Source organism: Amycolatopsis sp. NPDC050768 (assembly GCF_040654155.1).
Classification (GTDB): Bacteria; Actinomycetota; Actinomycetes; order Mycobacteriales; family Pseudonocardiaceae; genus Amycolatopsis.
Window position 1 is genome coordinate 882,884 of the sequence record NZ_JBFAHL010000001.1, and the last position, 16,825, is coordinate 899,708.

At 69.1% G+C, this 16,825-nt stretch carries 14 protein-coding genes; 6 read left to right on the forward strand and 8 right to left on the reverse strand.

Annotated elements, in window-relative coordinates; translation table 11 throughout:
- Positions 1–71 precede the first annotated feature (71 nt).
- Positions 72–1,502, forward strand: a complete 1,431-nt coding sequence (locus AB0H62_RS04565; protein ID WP_360584094.1) for an amidase family protein — start codon at positions 72–74, stop codon at positions 1,500–1,502.
- Here AB0H62_RS04565 and AB0H62_RS04570 read toward each other — a convergent pair.
- The 3 genes from AB0H62_RS04570 to AB0H62_RS04580 form a co-directional block, all read right to left on the reverse strand.
- Positions 1,499–2,623 carry a DUF916 domain-containing protein gene (locus AB0H62_RS04570; protein ID WP_360584096.1) on the reverse strand — a complete coding sequence of 375 codons (1,125 nt, stop codon included), beginning with the start codon at positions 2,621–2,623 and terminating at the stop codon, positions 1,499–1,501. The genes AB0H62_RS04565 and AB0H62_RS04570 overlap by 4 nt on opposite strands.
- An 89-nt stretch (positions 2,624–2,712) precedes the next feature.
- Entirely contained in the window at positions 2,713–4,305 is a 1,593-nt protein-coding gene (locus AB0H62_RS04575; protein ID WP_255638606.1) for a metallophosphoesterase family protein, read from the reverse strand.
- A 121-nt stretch (positions 4,306–4,426) separates the two neighbouring features.
- Positions 4,427–5,638 carry a HupE/UreJ family protein gene (locus AB0H62_RS04580; RefSeq protein ID WP_360584098.1) on the reverse strand — a complete coding sequence of 404 codons (1,212 nt, stop codon included), beginning with the start codon at positions 5,636–5,638 and terminating at the stop codon, positions 4,427–4,429.
- A gap of 181 nt (positions 5,639–5,819) precedes the next feature.
- On the opposite strand from AB0H62_RS04580, the gene AB0H62_RS04585 reads away from it, so the two are divergent.
- Positions 5,820–6,473 (forward strand): hypothetical protein, encoded by a 654-nt coding sequence (locus tag AB0H62_RS04585; RefSeq protein ID WP_360584100.1) that lies wholly within the window; start codon positions 5,820–5,822, stop codon positions 6,471–6,473.
- 60 nt (positions 6,474–6,533) lie between these two features.
- Here AB0H62_RS04585 and AB0H62_RS04590 read toward each other — a convergent pair whose 3' ends face one another.
- Positions 6,534–7,424, reverse strand: a complete 891-nt coding sequence (locus tag AB0H62_RS04590) for an SDR family oxidoreductase (protein WP_220245806.1) — start codon at positions 7,422–7,424, stop codon at positions 6,534–6,536.
- Between the two features lie 47 nt (positions 7,425–7,471).
- Positions 7,472–8,215: an SDR family oxidoreductase gene (locus AB0H62_RS04595; RefSeq protein WP_220245805.1), complete on the reverse strand. Its 744-nt coding sequence runs from the start codon at positions 8,213–8,215 to the stop codon at positions 7,472–7,474.
- Positions 8,216–8,506: 291 nt separating this feature from the next.
- Between AB0H62_RS04595 and AB0H62_RS04600 the strand changes: the two genes are divergently transcribed.
- A complete protein-coding gene (locus tag AB0H62_RS04600; protein ID WP_360584103.1) occupies positions 8,507–9,919 on the forward strand; it encodes a phosphodiester glycosidase family protein in 1,413 nt (470 codons plus the stop codon).
- 965 nt (positions 9,920–10,884) lie between these two features.
- Positions 10,885–11,883 carry an Ig-like domain-containing protein gene (locus tag AB0H62_RS04605; RefSeq protein WP_360584665.1) on the forward strand — a complete coding sequence of 333 codons (999 nt, stop codon included), beginning with the start codon at positions 10,885–10,887 and terminating at the stop codon, positions 11,881–11,883.
- Between the two features lie 57 nt (positions 11,884–11,940).
- Here the strand turns inward: AB0H62_RS04605 and AB0H62_RS04610 are convergent, their stop codons facing one another.
- From AB0H62_RS04610 to AB0H62_RS04620, 3 genes are all read right to left on the reverse strand, one after another.
- A complete protein-coding gene (locus tag AB0H62_RS04610; RefSeq protein WP_220245803.1) occupies positions 11,941–12,318 on the reverse strand; it encodes a DUF427 domain-containing protein in 378 nt (125 codons plus the stop codon).
- A gap of 171 nt (positions 12,319–12,489) precedes the next feature.
- A complete protein-coding gene (locus tag AB0H62_RS04615; protein WP_304504328.1) occupies positions 12,490–12,861 on the reverse strand; it encodes a hypothetical protein in 372 nt (123 codons plus the stop codon).
- Positions 12,862–12,883: 22 nt separating this feature from the next.
- A complete protein-coding gene (locus AB0H62_RS04620) occupies positions 12,884–13,249 on the reverse strand; it encodes a hypothetical protein (protein ID WP_360584105.1) in 366 nt (121 codons plus the stop codon).
- Positions 13,250–13,783: 534 nt separating this feature from the next.
- Between AB0H62_RS04620 and lanKC the strand changes: the two genes are divergently transcribed.
- Complete coding sequence (gene lanKC, locus AB0H62_RS04625) at positions 13,784–16,327, forward strand: class III lanthionine synthetase LanKC (protein ID WP_360584107.1); 2,544 nt, start codon at positions 13,784–13,786, stop codon at positions 16,325–16,327.
- 32 nt (positions 16,328–16,359) lie between these two features.
- On the forward strand, positions 16,360–16,518 hold the full coding sequence (locus tag AB0H62_RS04630; RefSeq protein WP_360584109.1) for a SapB/AmfS family lanthipeptide: 159 nt from the start codon (positions 16,360–16,362) through the stop codon (positions 16,516–16,518).
- Positions 16,519–16,825: the final 307 nt, after the last annotated feature.

Below are 16,825 nucleotides of genomic sequence, written 5' to 3' on the forward strand. Positions count from 1 at the left end.
ACATATTGTGTCATGGCGCCGGTTGTCCTACCTTCGAACAAGCCCACCAGCCGAACAGGAAGGGCACCGCGATGAGCAGCCCCGCCGCTGTTGACGAGTCCCTCTGTTACCTGCCCGCCGAAGAAGCCCTGCGCCGGTTCAAGGATCGCACCCTCGCGCCCAGCGAGCTCATGGCCGCCGTGATCGACCGCTGCGAAGAGGTCAACCCGCACGTCAACGGGATCACCAACCGGTTCTACGACCAAGCCCGGCAGCAGGCGGCCGACGCCGACCAGCGCTACCGCGACGGAACCGCGCGCCCGCTCGAGGGAATTCCCTTCGCCGTGAAGGAACTGCACCCCGTGAAGGGCGTGACGACGTCGTGGGGCTCCAAGATCTTCGAAGGCGTTGAGGCCGACCACACGCTGCCGGCCATGCAGCGCATGTTCGACGCCGGCGCCATCATGCACATCCGCACCACCACGCCGGAGTTCGCCCACGCCGGCCACTGCCACAGCCCGCTTTACGGCATCACCCGCAACCCGTGGAACCTCGACTTCAGCAGCGGCGGCTCGTCGGGCGGGTCGTCCGTCGCCGTCGCGACCGGCATGGCCCTGCTGGCCGGAGGCGACGACGGTGGTGGTTCGCTGCGCATGCCCGCGTCGTCGTGCGGGATCGTCGGGTACAAGGCGCCGTTCGGACGCAACCCCTCGGCGCTGCTGGACACGATGTTCGAGGCCATCGTGCACGTCGGCGTGCTCGGCCGGACGGTCGGCGACGTCGCGCTCGCGCAGAACGTGGTCTCCGGCCAGCACCCGGACGACATCACGACGCTGCGCGAGCGCGTGACGATTCCCGCTGGTCCCGGCTCTGTGGCGGGCCTGCGGATCGCGTACTCGCCGGACCTGGGTTACGTCGAGGTCGACACCGAGGTAGCGCGGAAAACGGAGGAAGCCGTCGCGAAGCTGGCCGAGGCCGGTGCCGTGGTGGAGCAGGTGGATCTCGGCTGGAACGAAAGCACCTACGACGCCTGGGTCACGCACTGGCAGGGGCTGTTCGCGGCGATCGCCGGGGACCACGTCCCGCAGTGGCAGTACAAAATGGACCCGTTCGTGCGCCACCTCATCCTGCAGGGCCGGCAGCTCGACCACGTGCGGGTGAAGAAGACGGAGCTCGTGCGCACGGAAATGTGGACGAAGCTGTCAGCCGTGTTCGCGGACTACGACCTGATGGTGTGCCCGACCCAAGCCGTGCCCGCGCTGGCCGCGAACCACCAGAACGACGACAAGTCCTTCACCGTCAACGGAAAACCGGTCGACGCGTACCTCGCGTGGGCGCTGACCTACCCGTTCAACCTGCTGAGCCAGCTCCCAGTGCTCACCGTGCCGTCGGGCGTCAGCTCGTCGGGGGTGCCGACGGGGCTGCAGATCGTCGGCAAGCCGTACCACGACGAGGCGGTGTTCTCGGCCGCGAAGGCGTTCGAGGCCGTCGCGCCGTGGGCGCAGCGGCACCCGAACCTTTAGGACACAGCGGTTTCGGACTCGGCGGTTTCGGACTCGGCCTTCTTGGATTCAGCACTGTCGGGCGTCACGGTTTCGGGTGTTTCAGAGGGGAGCTCAGCCGGGCTCCCGTCGTCGCCCACTCGGCGCTTGCGCAGCCGCCGAACCACGAAAACAACAACGAGCACCACCAAAACCAGCACGACCAGCAACGTCCACGGAACCGCCCAGCCACCGGCCGAGCCCGTCACCACGGCGAGCGGCGCGACGGAGCCGGACGCGTCCGGGAGCAGCGGCGTGATCGAGACGTCGGCGGCCACGCGCACCCCCGGAACCACACCGTGGACGGGCACCGAAACCTGCCACGTCTCCCCCGGCAGTAGCTGCGGCGAGTCCGGGATCGCGGCGGCCGGGGTGGTCCAGGCGCCGAACAAGCTGGAGACCGACGCGCTCTGCCGCGCGGCGGCGATGGCGTTGCCGGTGTTGTGCAGGGTGTAGGACAGCGTGGCGTCACCCGTGCCGAACGGGTTCGCCGTGCCCGAGTAGTCAACGTGCGCGTCCTCGACGGACAGCGCGGGCGCCAGGTCACCGCCCACGCGCAGGCGGATGCGGATGCCGAGGCGGCGCTCGACAGTGCCCTGCTGCACCGACGTGACGATGCCGCCCAGGAAGTCACCGGCCTTGGTGCCGGCGGGAACGGCGACCGTGAAGGGCACGTCGGCCGATTCGCCGGGCCCCAGCTTCAGGTGGTCGCTCGCCGCGCGCGCCCACGCGCCGACGCCGACCGACTTCTTGTCGTGCGCGAGGAGGTCGACCTGCCCGTCGGGCCGGGTGAACGCGTCCGCTGTGTACACGGCCAGCTCCAGCGGCGCGGTGCCGTTGTTGACGACCTTGAGGCCGTCGTGCACCTGCTCCCCCGCCTGGGCGGTGTAGCTGTAGTTGACGCGGTCGGCACCGAACTCGTTGTCCGCGGTGCTGACGGCCCAGGGCGCGGTGTCCTGAGAAGCCGTGTCCTGAGAAGCGGTGTCCTGAGAAGCGGTGTCCTGAGAAGCGGTGTCCTGCGCGGCGGCCGGCAGCGCCGTGGTGGCGGCGAACCCGGCGGCGAGCAGCACGGCGGCGAGCGCGCGGGTGAGCGTGGAACGCATGTGCAGTCCTCGGGCAGGTGGGCAGAACGGAGTGGGCGGCAGGGGCGGGTGCCGGCGAGCACCCGCCCCTGCCTGGTGGATCAGGCGAGTCAGCTCAGCGCGGTGAGCGTGGAGCCGAGCGTGCCGAGGGTCTGGCTCAGCCAGTGCGGACCGTCGTGATCGTCGTGACCGTGACCGTCATTGCCATGACCGTCGTCACCGTGGCCGCTGTTGTTGCCCGGCTTGTACGGGTGGATGACGACCTGGTCGACCAGGGAACCGACCTTGCCCGCGGGCGAAGCGCCCTCGTCCGGACCGCACCACTTGACGTTGCCGCGCTCGACGGCGGCGTTCGGAGCGGCACAGGTGCCACTGCGGACGTTCTCGACCATCAGCTTGTCGTCCCGCACCTCGACCTTGACATAGGTGCGCACGTGCTCCTGGTTCTCGACCGAGTTGGCCCAGTGGTTGTCCGGGTTGAGCGGGTCGGCCCCGTAGTTCGGGTCCTTCGTGGTGTCCGGGTCGGTGAGGTCGTAGTACTTCGACCCCGACGCGGAGTTCGCCGTCACGTAGACGACGCCGCCCGGACCCTGCTGGACCTGCGTGGCGCTCGGCTGCTCGGCCGGGTTGGCCTTCTTGCCGTTCTTGATCACGTAGCTGCGCGAGTAGCTGTGGTCGTGGCCCTGCAGGACCAGGTCGACACCCAGGTTGGAGAACGCCGTCGGGAAGTCCTGGCGGCGCAGCTGGTTGTCACCGTCGTTGGCGTGGTCCGCCGGCGAGTAGATCGAGTGGTGGTACACGAGCACCGTGTACTTGGCCTCGCCGCCGTGCTTCTTGATCACGTCGGTGACGTAGGCGATGTGCGCCTCGTCCGCATTGTTGGCGTAGGCGTTGCTGTTCAGGTCGATGAACAGCACACCCTTGTAGGTGTACCAGTAGTCGCCACCGGAGTTCGTGTTCTGCGAACCGTTGTAAAACGGCGTCGAACGGTCGGTGTTCGGCGTCCAGAAGTGCTGCTCGTAGGCCTTGCCGCCGACGTCGTGGTTGCCGATGGTGGCGGCCCACGGGTACTGGCGCAGCTTGTCCGAGCCGAGGAACGCGTCCCAGTCCGCCTCGATGTTGGCGGACTCGACCTGGTCGCCACCCGACACGAGGAGCTCGGCCTTCGGGTTGGCGGCCAGCGACACGTTCAGGGTGTCGGCCCAGCCGGCCCCGTCCTTCGCGACATCACCCGACGAACCGATCTGCGGGTCACCGTAGAACAGGAAGTCGAAGTCGCCCTTGAACGACTGCGTCTTGAAGGAGTACGTCGGCGACCAGCCGTCACCGTTGCCGATGCGGTAGGAGTACGCCGTGTTCTGCTGCAAGCCGTCGAGCGTGACGTGCGCGTTGAACCCACCGTTGACCGCGTTGCTGCCAATGACCGCCGAGAACTTCTTGGCGTTGGTGGGGAACTTGCCGTGGTTGAGCCAGTTGGTCGGCACCAGTTCGACCGTCTGGTCGGCGTTGGTGTCGGTGTACCAGGACAACACGCGCTGCGATTCCTTGGCGCCGACACCGAGGACGATGGTGTTCGCCTTGGCCGGCGGGGTCGGCGTCCACGTGGCGGCAGTCGCCGAACCGTTGCCGAACGCGAGCATGAGGCTCACGCCCACCGTCGCGATGCCGAAGGCGAGGTTCCGCCCGGATCTGGAAGGTTTCATCGGATATGCTTTCCCTTTCGGGTCAATGGGTCGGGAAGACCGATTGGTAGCGTTTCCGCCCATGATGTGCGTTAGGTGAACTTCGCCGGAAGGACGAGTGACCCACCCAGGAATTACGTGGTCAGCCCGCCGCGATGCGCTCCACGAACCAGGTGAGCCCCATCACTGAAACGGCCGCCGCGATGGCCCCGGTCGTCCACTGTGGAGCGAAGGTCGCGCGGCAGCGGATCAGCACGAGAAGCGGGAAAACGATCGCGATGATCGCCAGCTGCACCGTCTCGATACCGACGTTGAACACGAGCAGCGACCACAGAAGTGTCCAAGACCACGCGGTGTCGATACCCAGGGCTGAAGCGAACCCGAGGCCGTGGCAGAGGCCGAAGCAGAACACCACAGCGAGCCGAGTCCACCCGGTGCGGTCGAGGCTGAAGTGGCCGTCGCCGGTGAGGTCGTCCTCGATGCCGTTGACCTTGCGCCGCCACAGCCGCCACAGCGGCCAGGCCGCGACCACGGCGATCGAGAGGGCGATGAGGGGCTCGATGATCGCGGCCGGCACCGTCACCAGCCCCAGCGCGGCCAGCACGAACGTGACGGAGTGGGCCAGCGTGAACGTGGTCGCCGCCAGCACGATCTCGCGCAGGCGCCGGGAGCCGGCGATGAGCGCGAGCAGGAAAAGGATGTGGTCGAGACCGGTGAGCAGGTGTTCCGCGCCGAGCCGGAAGAACTCCCAGAACCGCTCGCCGAACGACTGCTGCGTGGAGAACGACGGCTGGTGCGCGTCGAGGGCGGCGCTGCCCGAAGTCAGGTCGAGGTCGTAGGTGACGACGGTCTTGGTGTCGCGGACGTAACCCTCGGCATCAGGGAACAGTGCGCTGCGCACCTCGTGGGCATCGGCCCTGCCGCAGCGGTAGTCGAGGTCGAGCAGTGCGTAGGGGACCCCTTCCCGCTGCTCCATGCGGAAACCGCCGTCCTTCGTTGGCGTGCAGGGACTTTCCGTGCTCACGTGGAAGCGTTCCGTCACATACTTGAGCACGGCGGCCGAATGGTCTTCGAGCGCCTTCGCCTGTGCGGCGGAATCTTTCGCGTCGAACGCCGCAGTGCCCTGCTTGAACAGCGGGTCGTCGTGCTCGTAGTCGGCGGCGGAGACGACCAGCAGGTCGTATTCGAGCCCCAGCTCCGCTCGCACCTGTCCGGAATCGGGCGAGGTGACGTCGGCGTAGACGACCGACGAAAACCCGTGCGCGGACGCGGTCGTGGTACCGAGAATAACCGTCAGCGCGGCGAACGCGAAAACTGTTGCCAGGCGGGCGAAGCGTCTGAGGGGGCGGGGCATGGACTTCCTCTTTCCGGTTGCTCGCCCGCACTTTGCTGGGCTCAGGCGAACAAACGGCAGAGGGCGGGCGAACATGCAGCGACCGGATTCCGACGGAAGAAAGCGGCGCACCGGAAACGGGCGGCGATCGGGTAGGAAGGAGACCGATCCGCGCACCACTGGCCCGAAAGGACGATCCGGCTTGCGTTCACGATTCGTGGTCGTCGGCGCACTGACGGCAGTGCTCCTGAGCGGGTGCGGCGCCACCGACGATTGGTCGGGACCACACCCCGCGCCCACCGCCGTCGGCGTCCTCGGTCAGGGATTCACCAGTACGCCACCGACTCCGGAAGCGACGATCACCCCGCGGCCGGGTTCGTGGGACGCCGTGCACCCGGCACCGGGCTACCGCGTGGTGCTCCTGACCGCCGGCGACGACCCGCAGACGAAAACCCTGGTCGGCGCGGTCAAGGACTGGGCCGAGCAAGAGCAGGTGAGCCTCAAGGTCGTCACGGCCGACGATCCCGTCCGCCACACCGACAGCATCGTCGAGGCCATGAACCTCGCCCCGGACCTCATCATCACTGCCGGCAGCGAACTCGTCGACGCGATCACCGTGGTCACCGCCAGCCACCTCGACCGGCAGTTCCTCGTGCTCGGCGCGGAGATCGCGGAACCGACCGCCAACGTCACCGCCGCCAACTGGCCGGGCGCCACCTTCCGCGGCGCCGGCCTCATGACCGCCACGGGCGACGACCCGGGGTCCTTCACCCCGGAACGGGCGGCGGCGGCCGTGCGGGCGGGCGTGGCGAGCGTCCTGAGCGGACTGACGGGGATCGTCATCCGGCTGAAGTAGGTACGGCGAAGGGAGGGAAGCCGGGGCTTCCCTCCCTTGTGCACGGTCCCTTCCGGACGGTCACTTCCGGATCGTGAGCAGATCCGCCAGGTCGATGCGCTCGTAGAACTCGCGGTGGATGCGGTCGGCGACCGCCGAGACCTCGGCCGAACCGTCGTCGGACGGGTCGATGATCACGCGGTACGGACGTTCGCCGCGGGGCATGGCGACGATGCGGGCGATCTCGGCGGCGACCGAAGAGACGTCGGCGTCGGCCGGCTCCAGGGCGGCAAGCTTGCCCGAGACCTGCTCCATCAGGCCGGCGTACTTGGTCTCGTAGTCGGCGACCACGGCGTCGTCGGCCGGGCGGCCCGAGTGGGCGAAGTGGTTGGTGCCCGAGGTGAAGGCGCCGGGGACCACGATCGACGTCTCGATGCCCCACCGGGTCAGCTCGGTCGAGTAGCTGACGGCGAGGGCGTCCATGCCGGCCTTCGCGGCGAAGTACGGCGCGAGGTACGGCGGGGTGCCGCCCTTGACGCTGGAGCTGGAGACCCACACGACCAGGCCCTCGCCACGGCGGCGCATGCCGGGCAGCACGGCGCGGTTCACGCGCTGGGTGCTGAGCACGTTCACGTCGTAGAGTTCCGCGAGCTGTTCCGGCGTGAAGGCCTCGGCCGGGCCGGTGACCATGTGACCGGCGTTGTGGATCAGCACGTCGATGGTGCCTCTGTCGGCCTCGATCCGTGCGACAGCCGCGTCGATGGAGTCCTGCGAGTTCACGTCCAGCTCGATGGCACGCAGGTCGACATCGTGCTCCTTCGAGTAGTCGGCGACGGCCTGGACCTGCGGGGCGTTGCGGCCGGCCGTCTCGCGCATGCCGGCGTAGACGGTGTGGCCCCCCTCGGCCAGCGCGCGGGCGGTGAGGGCGCCGAAGCCGCTGGAAGCACCGGTGATGACGATGGTCTGGGACATGGGAGTTCTCCTTCGAACCAGCAGGCGGGTGGGGGTGAGCGGCGAGCTCAGATGGCTCCGCCGTTGGCGTAGATGACCTGGCCGTTGACCCAGCGGGCCGGGCCGGCGAGGAAGGCGACGGCTTCGGCGACGTCTTCGGGCACGGCGAGGCGCTCGAGCGGCGGGACCTTGGCGAGGCGGTCGATGACTTCCTGCGGCTTGCCTTCGAGGAACAGCGCGGTGGCGGTGGGGCCGGGGGCCACGGCGTTGACGGTGATGTCACGTCCGCGCAGCTCGCGGGCCAGGATCAGGGTGATCGCGTCGACCGCGCCCTTGGAAGCGGCGTAGGCGGTGTAGTTGTTCAGCGCCAGCTTGGTCACCGACGTCGAGAAGTTGATCAGGGCGCCGCCGGAGCGCAGCCGGCGGGCGGCCTGCTGGTCGACCACGAAGGTGCCGCGGATGTTGACGCGGTGCATGCGGTCCAGGTCGTCGAGCTTGAGCTCGGTCAGCGGGGCCAGGAGCATGATCCCGGCGGTGTGCACGACCACGTCGACCCCGCCGTAACGCTGCTCCGCGGTGTCGAACAGGGCCTCGACCTGGGCCTCGTCCGCCACGTCGGCCTGCGCCGAGCTCGCGGTGCCGCCGGCGGCGGTGATCGCGGCCACGACCTCGTCGGCGCGCTGCGGGTTGCCCGAGTAGTGCACCAGCACCTGCATGCCGTCCTTGGCCAGGCGCTCGGCCACGACCCGGCCGATTCCGCCCGACCCGCCGGTCACGATCGCGACACGCTGCGTGGTCTCGTTGCTGGTCATCTCAGTCTCCGTATCGTCGTTTCGCTCCGTTGGTACCAACGTTACAGCTGAACTCGTATCCGCGCTAGAGCATTCCCGTATCAACGTTATGACCTAGGCAACACCAGCGCGTAGCGGGGCTTCTCACGGCTACCCCCGCTCGTGTGGTGCAACCCACGCGGCGTTTCGCCCGAATCGGAGCCGCCCGTTCCCTGCCGCATCCCTCGTCGCCGACGGCGCGACATCTTGTTTTCACCGGGCAGTGCTGGGGTGACGTGCGCACATCCCGGTGCACCCGAGCGAGGAGCTGTCTTGAAACGCAGTCGAAGAAGCAGCGCGGTGGTCGCCGCGCTGCTCGCGGGAAGCGTGGTCACCTTCGGGGCCGCCGGAACGGCGGAGGCGGCGACACCGAAGCCGTGGCTGCCGGCCACTCCCACGAACTGGAGCCTCGTCGTCGACCAGACGAAGACGACGCCGGTGACCGTCACGCGCGGCGTGACCCAGTACTCCGAGACCTACGACACCGTCGGCGGCCGCCAGCACACCCAGGTGCTCGACGTGAACCTCGGTGACCCGAACGTACGCCTCGGCGTGGTCGAAGCCGGCGACGTGATCACCAACCCGGCCGACGAGACGGTGAGCTCGATGGCCGCCCGCACCCACGCGGTGGCCGGCGTCAACGGCGACTTCTTCGAGATCAACGCCAGCGGCCGCCCGCTCGGCGGTGTGATCACGAACGGCAAGCTGCTCAAGAGCCCGCGCCCGGACTTCAACGCGCAGCTCGGCGTGCGCGCCGACGGCACGATGGTGCTCGGCCCGCAGACGTTCTCCGGCTCGGTCACCGACGGTGCCACGAGCACTCCCCTGACCTCTGTCAACGTTGTCAACGACGTCGCGTCCGGCGGTATCACCGAGATCACCCCCGACCTCGGCGGCGCGACGGCTCTCCCGGCGAGCACGCTCGTGCTCGGGCACGAGACGAAGACGGGCACGTTCGTCGTCGACTCCGTGCAGACGGGCGTCACCGCGGCGCCTGCCCTGGCGAAGGGCCAGCTCGGCCTCCTCGGCGGCGGCGCGGGCGGCACGTGGCTGTCGACCACTGTCCACAGTGGAGACTCGGTCTCGGTCACGGCCGACACCGGCGGCCTCAAGCAGCTGCTGTCCGGCTCGACCATGCTGGTGCGCGACGGCGCGGTCTACAACGACCCGACCGGCAACCCGCCGGGCGGCGTCAACCCCGAGACCGTGGTCGGCGTGAGCAAGGACGGCAAGCACACGATCATCGCCACGCTCGACGGGCGCCTCGGTGCGAGCGCGGCATTGGGCGTTACGCCGGCTCAGGTCGCGGGCTACATGGTGGCCCACGGCGCGTACAACGCCGTGCTCTTCGACGGCGGCGGCTCCACCGAGATGGCCGCCCGCAAGCCGGGTGACCCCGCCGTTTCGGTGATGAACAACCCGTCGGACGGCCACGAGCGGCCCGTCGCCAACGGCCTGTTCCTCTACTCGACCGAGCAGGCCCCCGGCTTCGCGCGCACGATGGTCGTGAACGGCGGCAAGGGCGTGGACACGGTGCCCGCGCGACCGTGCCGGTCCCCGCGTTCGGCCTCGACTCGCTCGGCAACCCCGCGCGCGAGAAGGCGTCCGTGCAGGTCGTGCCCTCGACGCTCGGTTCGTGGAAGGACAGCCAGTTCACCGCGGGCCACGCGGGCACCGGCGTGCTGATCGCCCGCGCGGGCATCGCGGTCTCCGTGCAGCCGCTGCGGGTCGTCGACCGGCTCGGGTCGTTGCAGATCTCCCCCACCGACCCGGACCTGAACAACGGTGGCACGCAGACGTTCACCTTGTCCGGCTCGACGTCCACGGGCACCGCGGTCGCCATCCCCGCCGCCGCGGCTTCGTGGTCGGTGAGCGACGCGTTGCTCGGCAGCGTCGACAAGTCCGGTGTCTTCACGGCGGACGCGGTGAACTCGGGCCTGGAGAAGGTGACGGCGAAGGTCGGCGGCGCCACAGCGACCGCGACCGTGGCCATCGGCAGCGTGTCGCAGGAGCTCAACGACTTCAGCGACCCGGCCGCGTGGAGCCTGCGCAACACCACGGGCCGGCCGGCCACGATGGTCGCCGCGCCGGGCGTCGTCCCGCCGGGATCGACGGCTTCGGCCTCGACGCAGCTGACGTACACGATGCCCGCGGGCTCCGGCGTGAAGCAGCTCGTGCTGTCGCCGAAGTCCACGATCACGGCCGGCGCCAACACCAGCGGTCAGAACCCGACCGGCATCGGCGTGTGGGTGAAGGGCGACGGCACCGGCATCCAGCTGGCCGAGTCGTACATCGGCATCGACGGTGCCACCACCACGCTGTACCCGACCACGGTGACGTGGCAGGACTGGCGCCTGGCCATCGCGACGCTGCCGCCGGGGCTGAACTTCCCGCTGCGGATCAGCTTCGTCGACTTCCTCACGATCAACCCGAGCCAGACGACGTCGGGCACGCTGAACGTGAGCGGTCTGCAGGCGCTGTACTCACCGCGTCCGCTGGTCACGCCGCCGTACCAGGCGATTCCGCAGAACCCGTCGTGGCTGAAGTTCTCGGAGAACGCCGCGGACTTCTCGCGTTCGGGCTCGACGATGCTTTTGGGCGACGACGCGCACATGGTGGCGAGCGACCCGGGTTCGGCGTCTTCGAACGTCATGGACACCATCAAGGGCCGGCTGCCGACGTTGCCTTCGCAGGCACGGCCGTCTTCGGTGCAGGCACTGGGTGACATGTCGGACGACGGCGCGGTCGCCGACCTGCAGTACGCGCAGCAGAAGATCGCCGCGCTGGGCGTGCCGTACCACGACGTGGTGGGCAACCACGAGATCAGCCAGGGCGTGCTGCCGGAGAACGGCAACTTCGCCCAGGTCTTCGGCGCCACGCACTACCAGTACAAGGCCGGCGACGCGCAGGTGATCGTCACCGACAACGCGCACGGCAGCCTGCAGTCGTCGGACGCGTTCCAGTCGCCCGCCGAGGCGCAGTACCCGTGGCTGGTCAAGCAGCTCACGGACGCCTCGTCGCAGACCGTGCTGGTGACCACGCACATGCCGGCGTACGACCCGCACCCGGTGGCCAACAGCCAGTTCAGCGACCGGTGGGAAGCGCGCATGTACGTGCGGCTGGTGCAGCGCTACCAGCAGACGCACCCGGACAAGCACGTGGTGATGGTCTACGGCCACGCGCGCGGGTTCGCCGATCAGGTCATCGACCCGCTGGGCAACCCGACGTCGCCGGCCGCCGGCGGTATCCCGCAGCTGACGATCGCGGACCTCGGCATGCCGGCGTACGCGCCTTCGGACGAGGGCGGCATCTACCACTTCGTGCTGCTGCACACCGCTCGTGGTGACGTGCAGTTCTCGGTGGAGCCGGTGCTGTCGTCGATCGCGGTGACGGTGCCCGCTGCTTCGCTGCGGGTCGGTGCTTCGGTCAGTGCTTCCGCCACGGGCGCCGAGGTCGGCGGGGACAACCTCCCCACGGCCACCATGCCGATCGCCGATCCGGCTTCGCACGTGTGGTCGTCGAGCGACACTCGCGTCGCTTCGGTGGACGCTGTGACGGGGAAGGTCACGGCTCGCCGCCTGGGCACCGTGACGATCTCGGTGACCAGCGGTGGCGTGACGGGGTCGGCTCAGCTGACCGTCACCCGCTGAGTTCTGTTGCCGGGCGCGCTCCGTTTTCTCGGGGCGCGCCCGGCTTTTTTTCGTGGGTCAGGCGGGCAGTTCCTCGATCGAGACGCGGTCCGCGTAGAACGCGAGGTGGTCCCTGATCGGGGACACCGCGTCGTAGGGCTCCTCGTACGTCCAGACGGCGTTGTCGCCCGCGGAGCCGGCCGGGGTCAGAGAGTAGTAGGACGCGTTGCCCTTGTACGGGCAGTACGTGTGGTGCTCGGTCCGCGCGAGGGCTGCGAAGTCGACGTCCTCACGCGGGATGTACTGCACCGCCGGGTAGGTGGACTCGCGCAGCACCTGCGCCCGGGTCGTGTCGGCGATGACCGTGTCGCCCAGCTTCACGAGCACGCGCGCCAGGTTGACCTCGACCGTGATCGGGTGGTCGGGGCCGGGGATCTTCTGCGTGGGTTGGGCCATGGTCTCCTCGTTCCGCTACGGGTTCTCTTGGGTGACAACCACGAAGCGGTGCGGACCCTTCCCGGTCGCCTGGTCGAGGCGGTCTGGGACCCGGAGCGGCCCTGATCATCAGGGGATTTGTCCGGGTGCCGGAACCGGCGAAAGTAGCCGGGGAAACCGCGTTTCCGCAGCTCAGGCCGAGACTCGCTGGGGGGCCGTCCGCCACAGCCAGTACAGGCCGACCAGCGGCAGCACGAGCGGGATGAAGACGTAACCCTGGCCGTAGACCGACCACACCGTGGCGTCGGGGAAGGCCTGGCGGTCGAAGATGCTGAGGGTGCCGATCGTCAGCACCCCGAGGAACTCGACGCTGCAGGCCACGAGCGCGACGCGCCACCAGCGTTCGCCGCCTTTGGCGAGGGCGAAGGTCGCGAGGAGGTAGACGACGGCGGCGAAGGCCGAGAGCACGTAGGCCAGCGGCGCTTCGTGGAACTTCGTGCCGATCTGGACGCCGGCGCGCGAGGTCGCGGCCAGCGCGAAGATCGCGTACACCGCGACCAGCACCCGGCCCGGGCCCGTGGCCGTCTTACGCGCTTGCTCCACTCCACACCTCGTTCAGTCGCAGCACCATCACCGGGATGGCCAGGCAGGCGATGCCGAGCACGACCGTGCTCGACCGGCTCCGCTCGGCCAGCGCCCACACCGCGCCGACCGGCAGCACGACCAGGCAGCCGATCAGGTAGGCCAGGAACGTGGCGAGGCTGCCGGGCTTCTCACCGCTCGCGAGCAGCACGATGCCGACCACGAGCTGGGCGATGAGCAGCACCTCGACCATACCGAGCGCGACGAGCAGCGGGGTGTCCGGCAGGCGCTTTCGCGCGGCCTGCAGGAAGCTCCACAGCGCGACCAGCAGTGCGCACACCGCCACCGCCACCGCGAAACCGAGAATCACCCGTTCCTCCTTCTGCCGCGCTGGCCACAACGTACCCGCTGGCGTTTCCGGGGCTGTTCGCCGAGGGCCGCCGACGTGGCCGGCGCCACGACCGTCGGTCTCCTGTGGACTGAGCCGTCCCCCAGCTCCACGCTGCCGTCGAAATCGGGCACCGGAATCCGTTGATGGCATTCTGCCAATTTCACGGTACAGTTACTGATCCGGCCAAAAGTAGGCCGACCCCCACGCGGCACGTAACCGCCGCCACGAAGCCATTCGGCCGTGACTGTGGTCGGATCGGTAACGATCGGCAGAGTATGCCGCACTTCGCCGGACCTGCATGAACAATGCGACGAGCCGGGTGTTACACCACGACCGAGTGGTCGAGTAATCCGTGAAATCACACAGGGTCCCCGGTTTCGGACTTCGGCGGCACTTCTGTCTACCCTGATCAGCCCAGCCGAACCCCCGGGTTGGCGGATTGGCCTTTACACCTCCGGCGTGCGGGAATATTCCTCGTCAGGGAGTGCGGAAGTACGCGGAGGGTGCGGTTTCATGGACATGCGGTATGAAGCGTTCTGCTTCGCGGATCCGCTGTTCTTCGACGAACAACGCGAAACCGGAGCACCCGCCGACGACTTCGCCGCCGGGCTGCCGGCGCCGGGACCGATGTGGACGGTGGGCACGCGCGGCATCTGGCGCGTGCTGCACCCGCAGGGCGTTGACCTGCCCGAACAGGGCTGGAAGGTCCACGTTTCGGCCGGAATGGACAATGCGGACCGCGTGCTGGCGGCAGTGCACGAGTACTGCGTGGACCGTCGCGTGGCGTTCAAGCACCTGCAGTCCCGGACCATCCTGCTGGCGCGGAATTCGAAATATGCACCTCGCGACGGAAGCGGCAAGTTGATCACGCTTTATCCGCTCGACGAGCGCGAACTGGCACGGGTTCTTCAAGATCTTTCCGAGCGGCTGACTGGCGAACACGGCGCTTATGTACTCAGCGACCTTCGGTACGAATCCGGGCCGTTATACGTACGTTATGGCGGATTCGCCGAACAATGGGTGGAACACGACGGCACACGGGTGCTCGCGATCCGCAAACCCGACGGTACACCCGTACCCGACCGGCGCGAGCCCGTTTTCTCGGTACCCGATTGGGTGAAGATTCCGGTGTGCCTGGACGCGAGCCTCGCGGCGCGCAAAGGCGGCGATCCGGGGCAGTTCCCCTACCGCGTGACGAGCTCCCTGCACTTCTCCAACGGCGGCGGCGTGTACGTCGCCGAGCGCAAGGCGGACGGGGCGGAGGTCGTGCTGAAGGAGGCCCGGCCCCACGCCGGGCTGGACCGCGAGCTGGTCGACGCCGTCGAACGGTTGGAGCGCGAACACGAGGTTCTCCAGCGGCTGGCGGACGTTCCGGGCGTTCCGGACGCGTACGAGCGCTTCACCGTGTGGGAGCACCACTACCTGGCGATGAAGCGGATGCCGGGGACATCGCTGGGCAGCTGGCTCGCACTGCACTACCCGCTCACACGCCGCGACAGCACCGAGGCCGACCTGCTGGCGTACCGCGACCGGGCGCTGGGGGTGCTCGCGCAGGTGGAGCGGATCGTCGCCGACCTGCACGAACGCGGGGTGGTGTTCGGTGACCTGCACGCGCTGAACGTGCTGGTGGCCGACGACGACACGGTGTCGCTGATCGACTTCGAGATGGCGTTCGACGTCGCTTCGGGCTCGCGGCCGGCGTTGGGAGCGCCCGGATTCCGCGCGCCGGCCGACCGGCACGGGTTCGACATCGACCGGTACGCGCTGGCGATGCTGCGGCTGTGGCTGTTCCTGCCGTTGGCGACGCTGCTGGAGCTGGCGCCGGCGAAGCTGCGGGGTGCCGCGGAGTTCGCGCAGCGGCGGTTCGGGCTGGCCGACGGGTACGCGGACGAGCTGGTGCGGGTGCTGGGCGACGACCGGGTCGGCGGTCTCACCGAGCTCGACGAGGAGCGGCCCGACTGGACGCTGGTGCGCAAGCAGGTCGTGGAGGGTGTGCTGGCTTCGGCCACCCCGTCGCGACTGGACCGGTTGTTCCCGGGCGACATCGAGCAGTTCCGGGTGGGCGGCGCGTGTTTCGGCTTCGGCGCGGCAGGTGTGCTGTGGGCGCTGGACGTGGCCGGAGCCGGGCGGTTCCCGGAGCACGAGCAGTGGCTGCTCGACGCCGTGCGCCGCGAACCGCCCGCGCGGCCTGGGTTCTTCGACGGCAGCCACGGGATCGCGTACGTGCTCGAGCACTTCGGCCACCGCGACGCGGCTTCGGCAGTGCTGGCCGCGTCCCGGGCTCTGGTGGACCAGACCACTGACCACGCCTTCGAGGGCGGGCTCGCCGGGATTGCCTTGACGCAGCTCCACTTCGCGACTTCGCGCGGCGACAACGAGTACGGGCGGCAGGCGTTGGCGACCGCGGTGCGACTGGCCGAGACGTTGGAGACGGCCGCGCCGCCGGGGAAGTTCGCGCGGGCGGGCCTGTTGAGCGGGTGGTCGGGGCCGGCGTTGCTGTTCATCCGGCTGTACGAGCGGACCGGTGAGCCCGCGTGGCTGTCGTTCGCGGACCAAGCGTTGCGCCGCGACCTCGAAGAATGCGCCACGGCGGACGACGGCTCCCTGCAAGTCCGCGACGGTGAGCGTCGGACGCTGCCGTATGCGGGGATCGGCAGCGCGGGGATCTTGATGGTGCTGGAGCAGCTGGCGCGGGCTTCGCCTTCCGCTTTGGCGTGTTCGAGTCTGCCCGCGCTGCGCGAGGCGTGCCGCGGCGAGTTCGTGATCCAGCCCGGCCTGCTGCACGGCCGCGCGGGTCTGCTGGCGGCGCTGTCGTTCGCCGCTTCGCCCTCGGACCGGGTTCGCTCGGCCATCGACCTGCACCTGGCGCGCCTGGCCTGGCACGCCATCCCGTTCCGCGGCGGCTTGGCCTTCCCTGGCAACCAGCTGCTGCGGCTGTCGACCGACGTCACCACCGGGAGCGCGGGCGTGCTGCTCGCGCTGTCGGCCCTGCTGGACGGCTCGGAGGTGCTGCCTTTCCTGGGTGCCACGCCGTCCCCCCACACCTCCGGCCGCTGATGGCCGGCGGAAGAACACGAGAAGGGATCACCATGGAACTGGTTCTCGACCTGCAGGCCCTGGAAGCCCCCGAAGCCCTCGAAGGCCACGGCGGCGGCCACGGCCACGGTCACGGCCACGGGGCGCCGAGCAACCTGAGTCTGCTGGCGTCGTGCGCGCACAGCACGCTCAGCCTGCTGACCTGCCACTGAGTTAGCTGACCTACTGACCCTTCGATCCTTGTCGACCTTCTGACGGTCTTTCGGCGATTGGGTGCTCTCGGGCGCTTCGGCGTTCTGGGGTGCCTCGGTGCTCTCGGGTGCCCGGCGCTCTCGGGTGCTGTGGTGCTCTCGGGTGCCTTGCGTCGGGGCGTCACGGACCGGGTGCGGGAGCGGCGCAGGCCAAGTGCGCCGCTCCCGCCTCACCATTCTGCACCGGTGCCGCGGGTTGGTCACCGGGTTCGCTGGGATCTGCCGCGCGATGGGCGGCAGGTTGGGCTGGTTGGGCTCGTTTGACGAG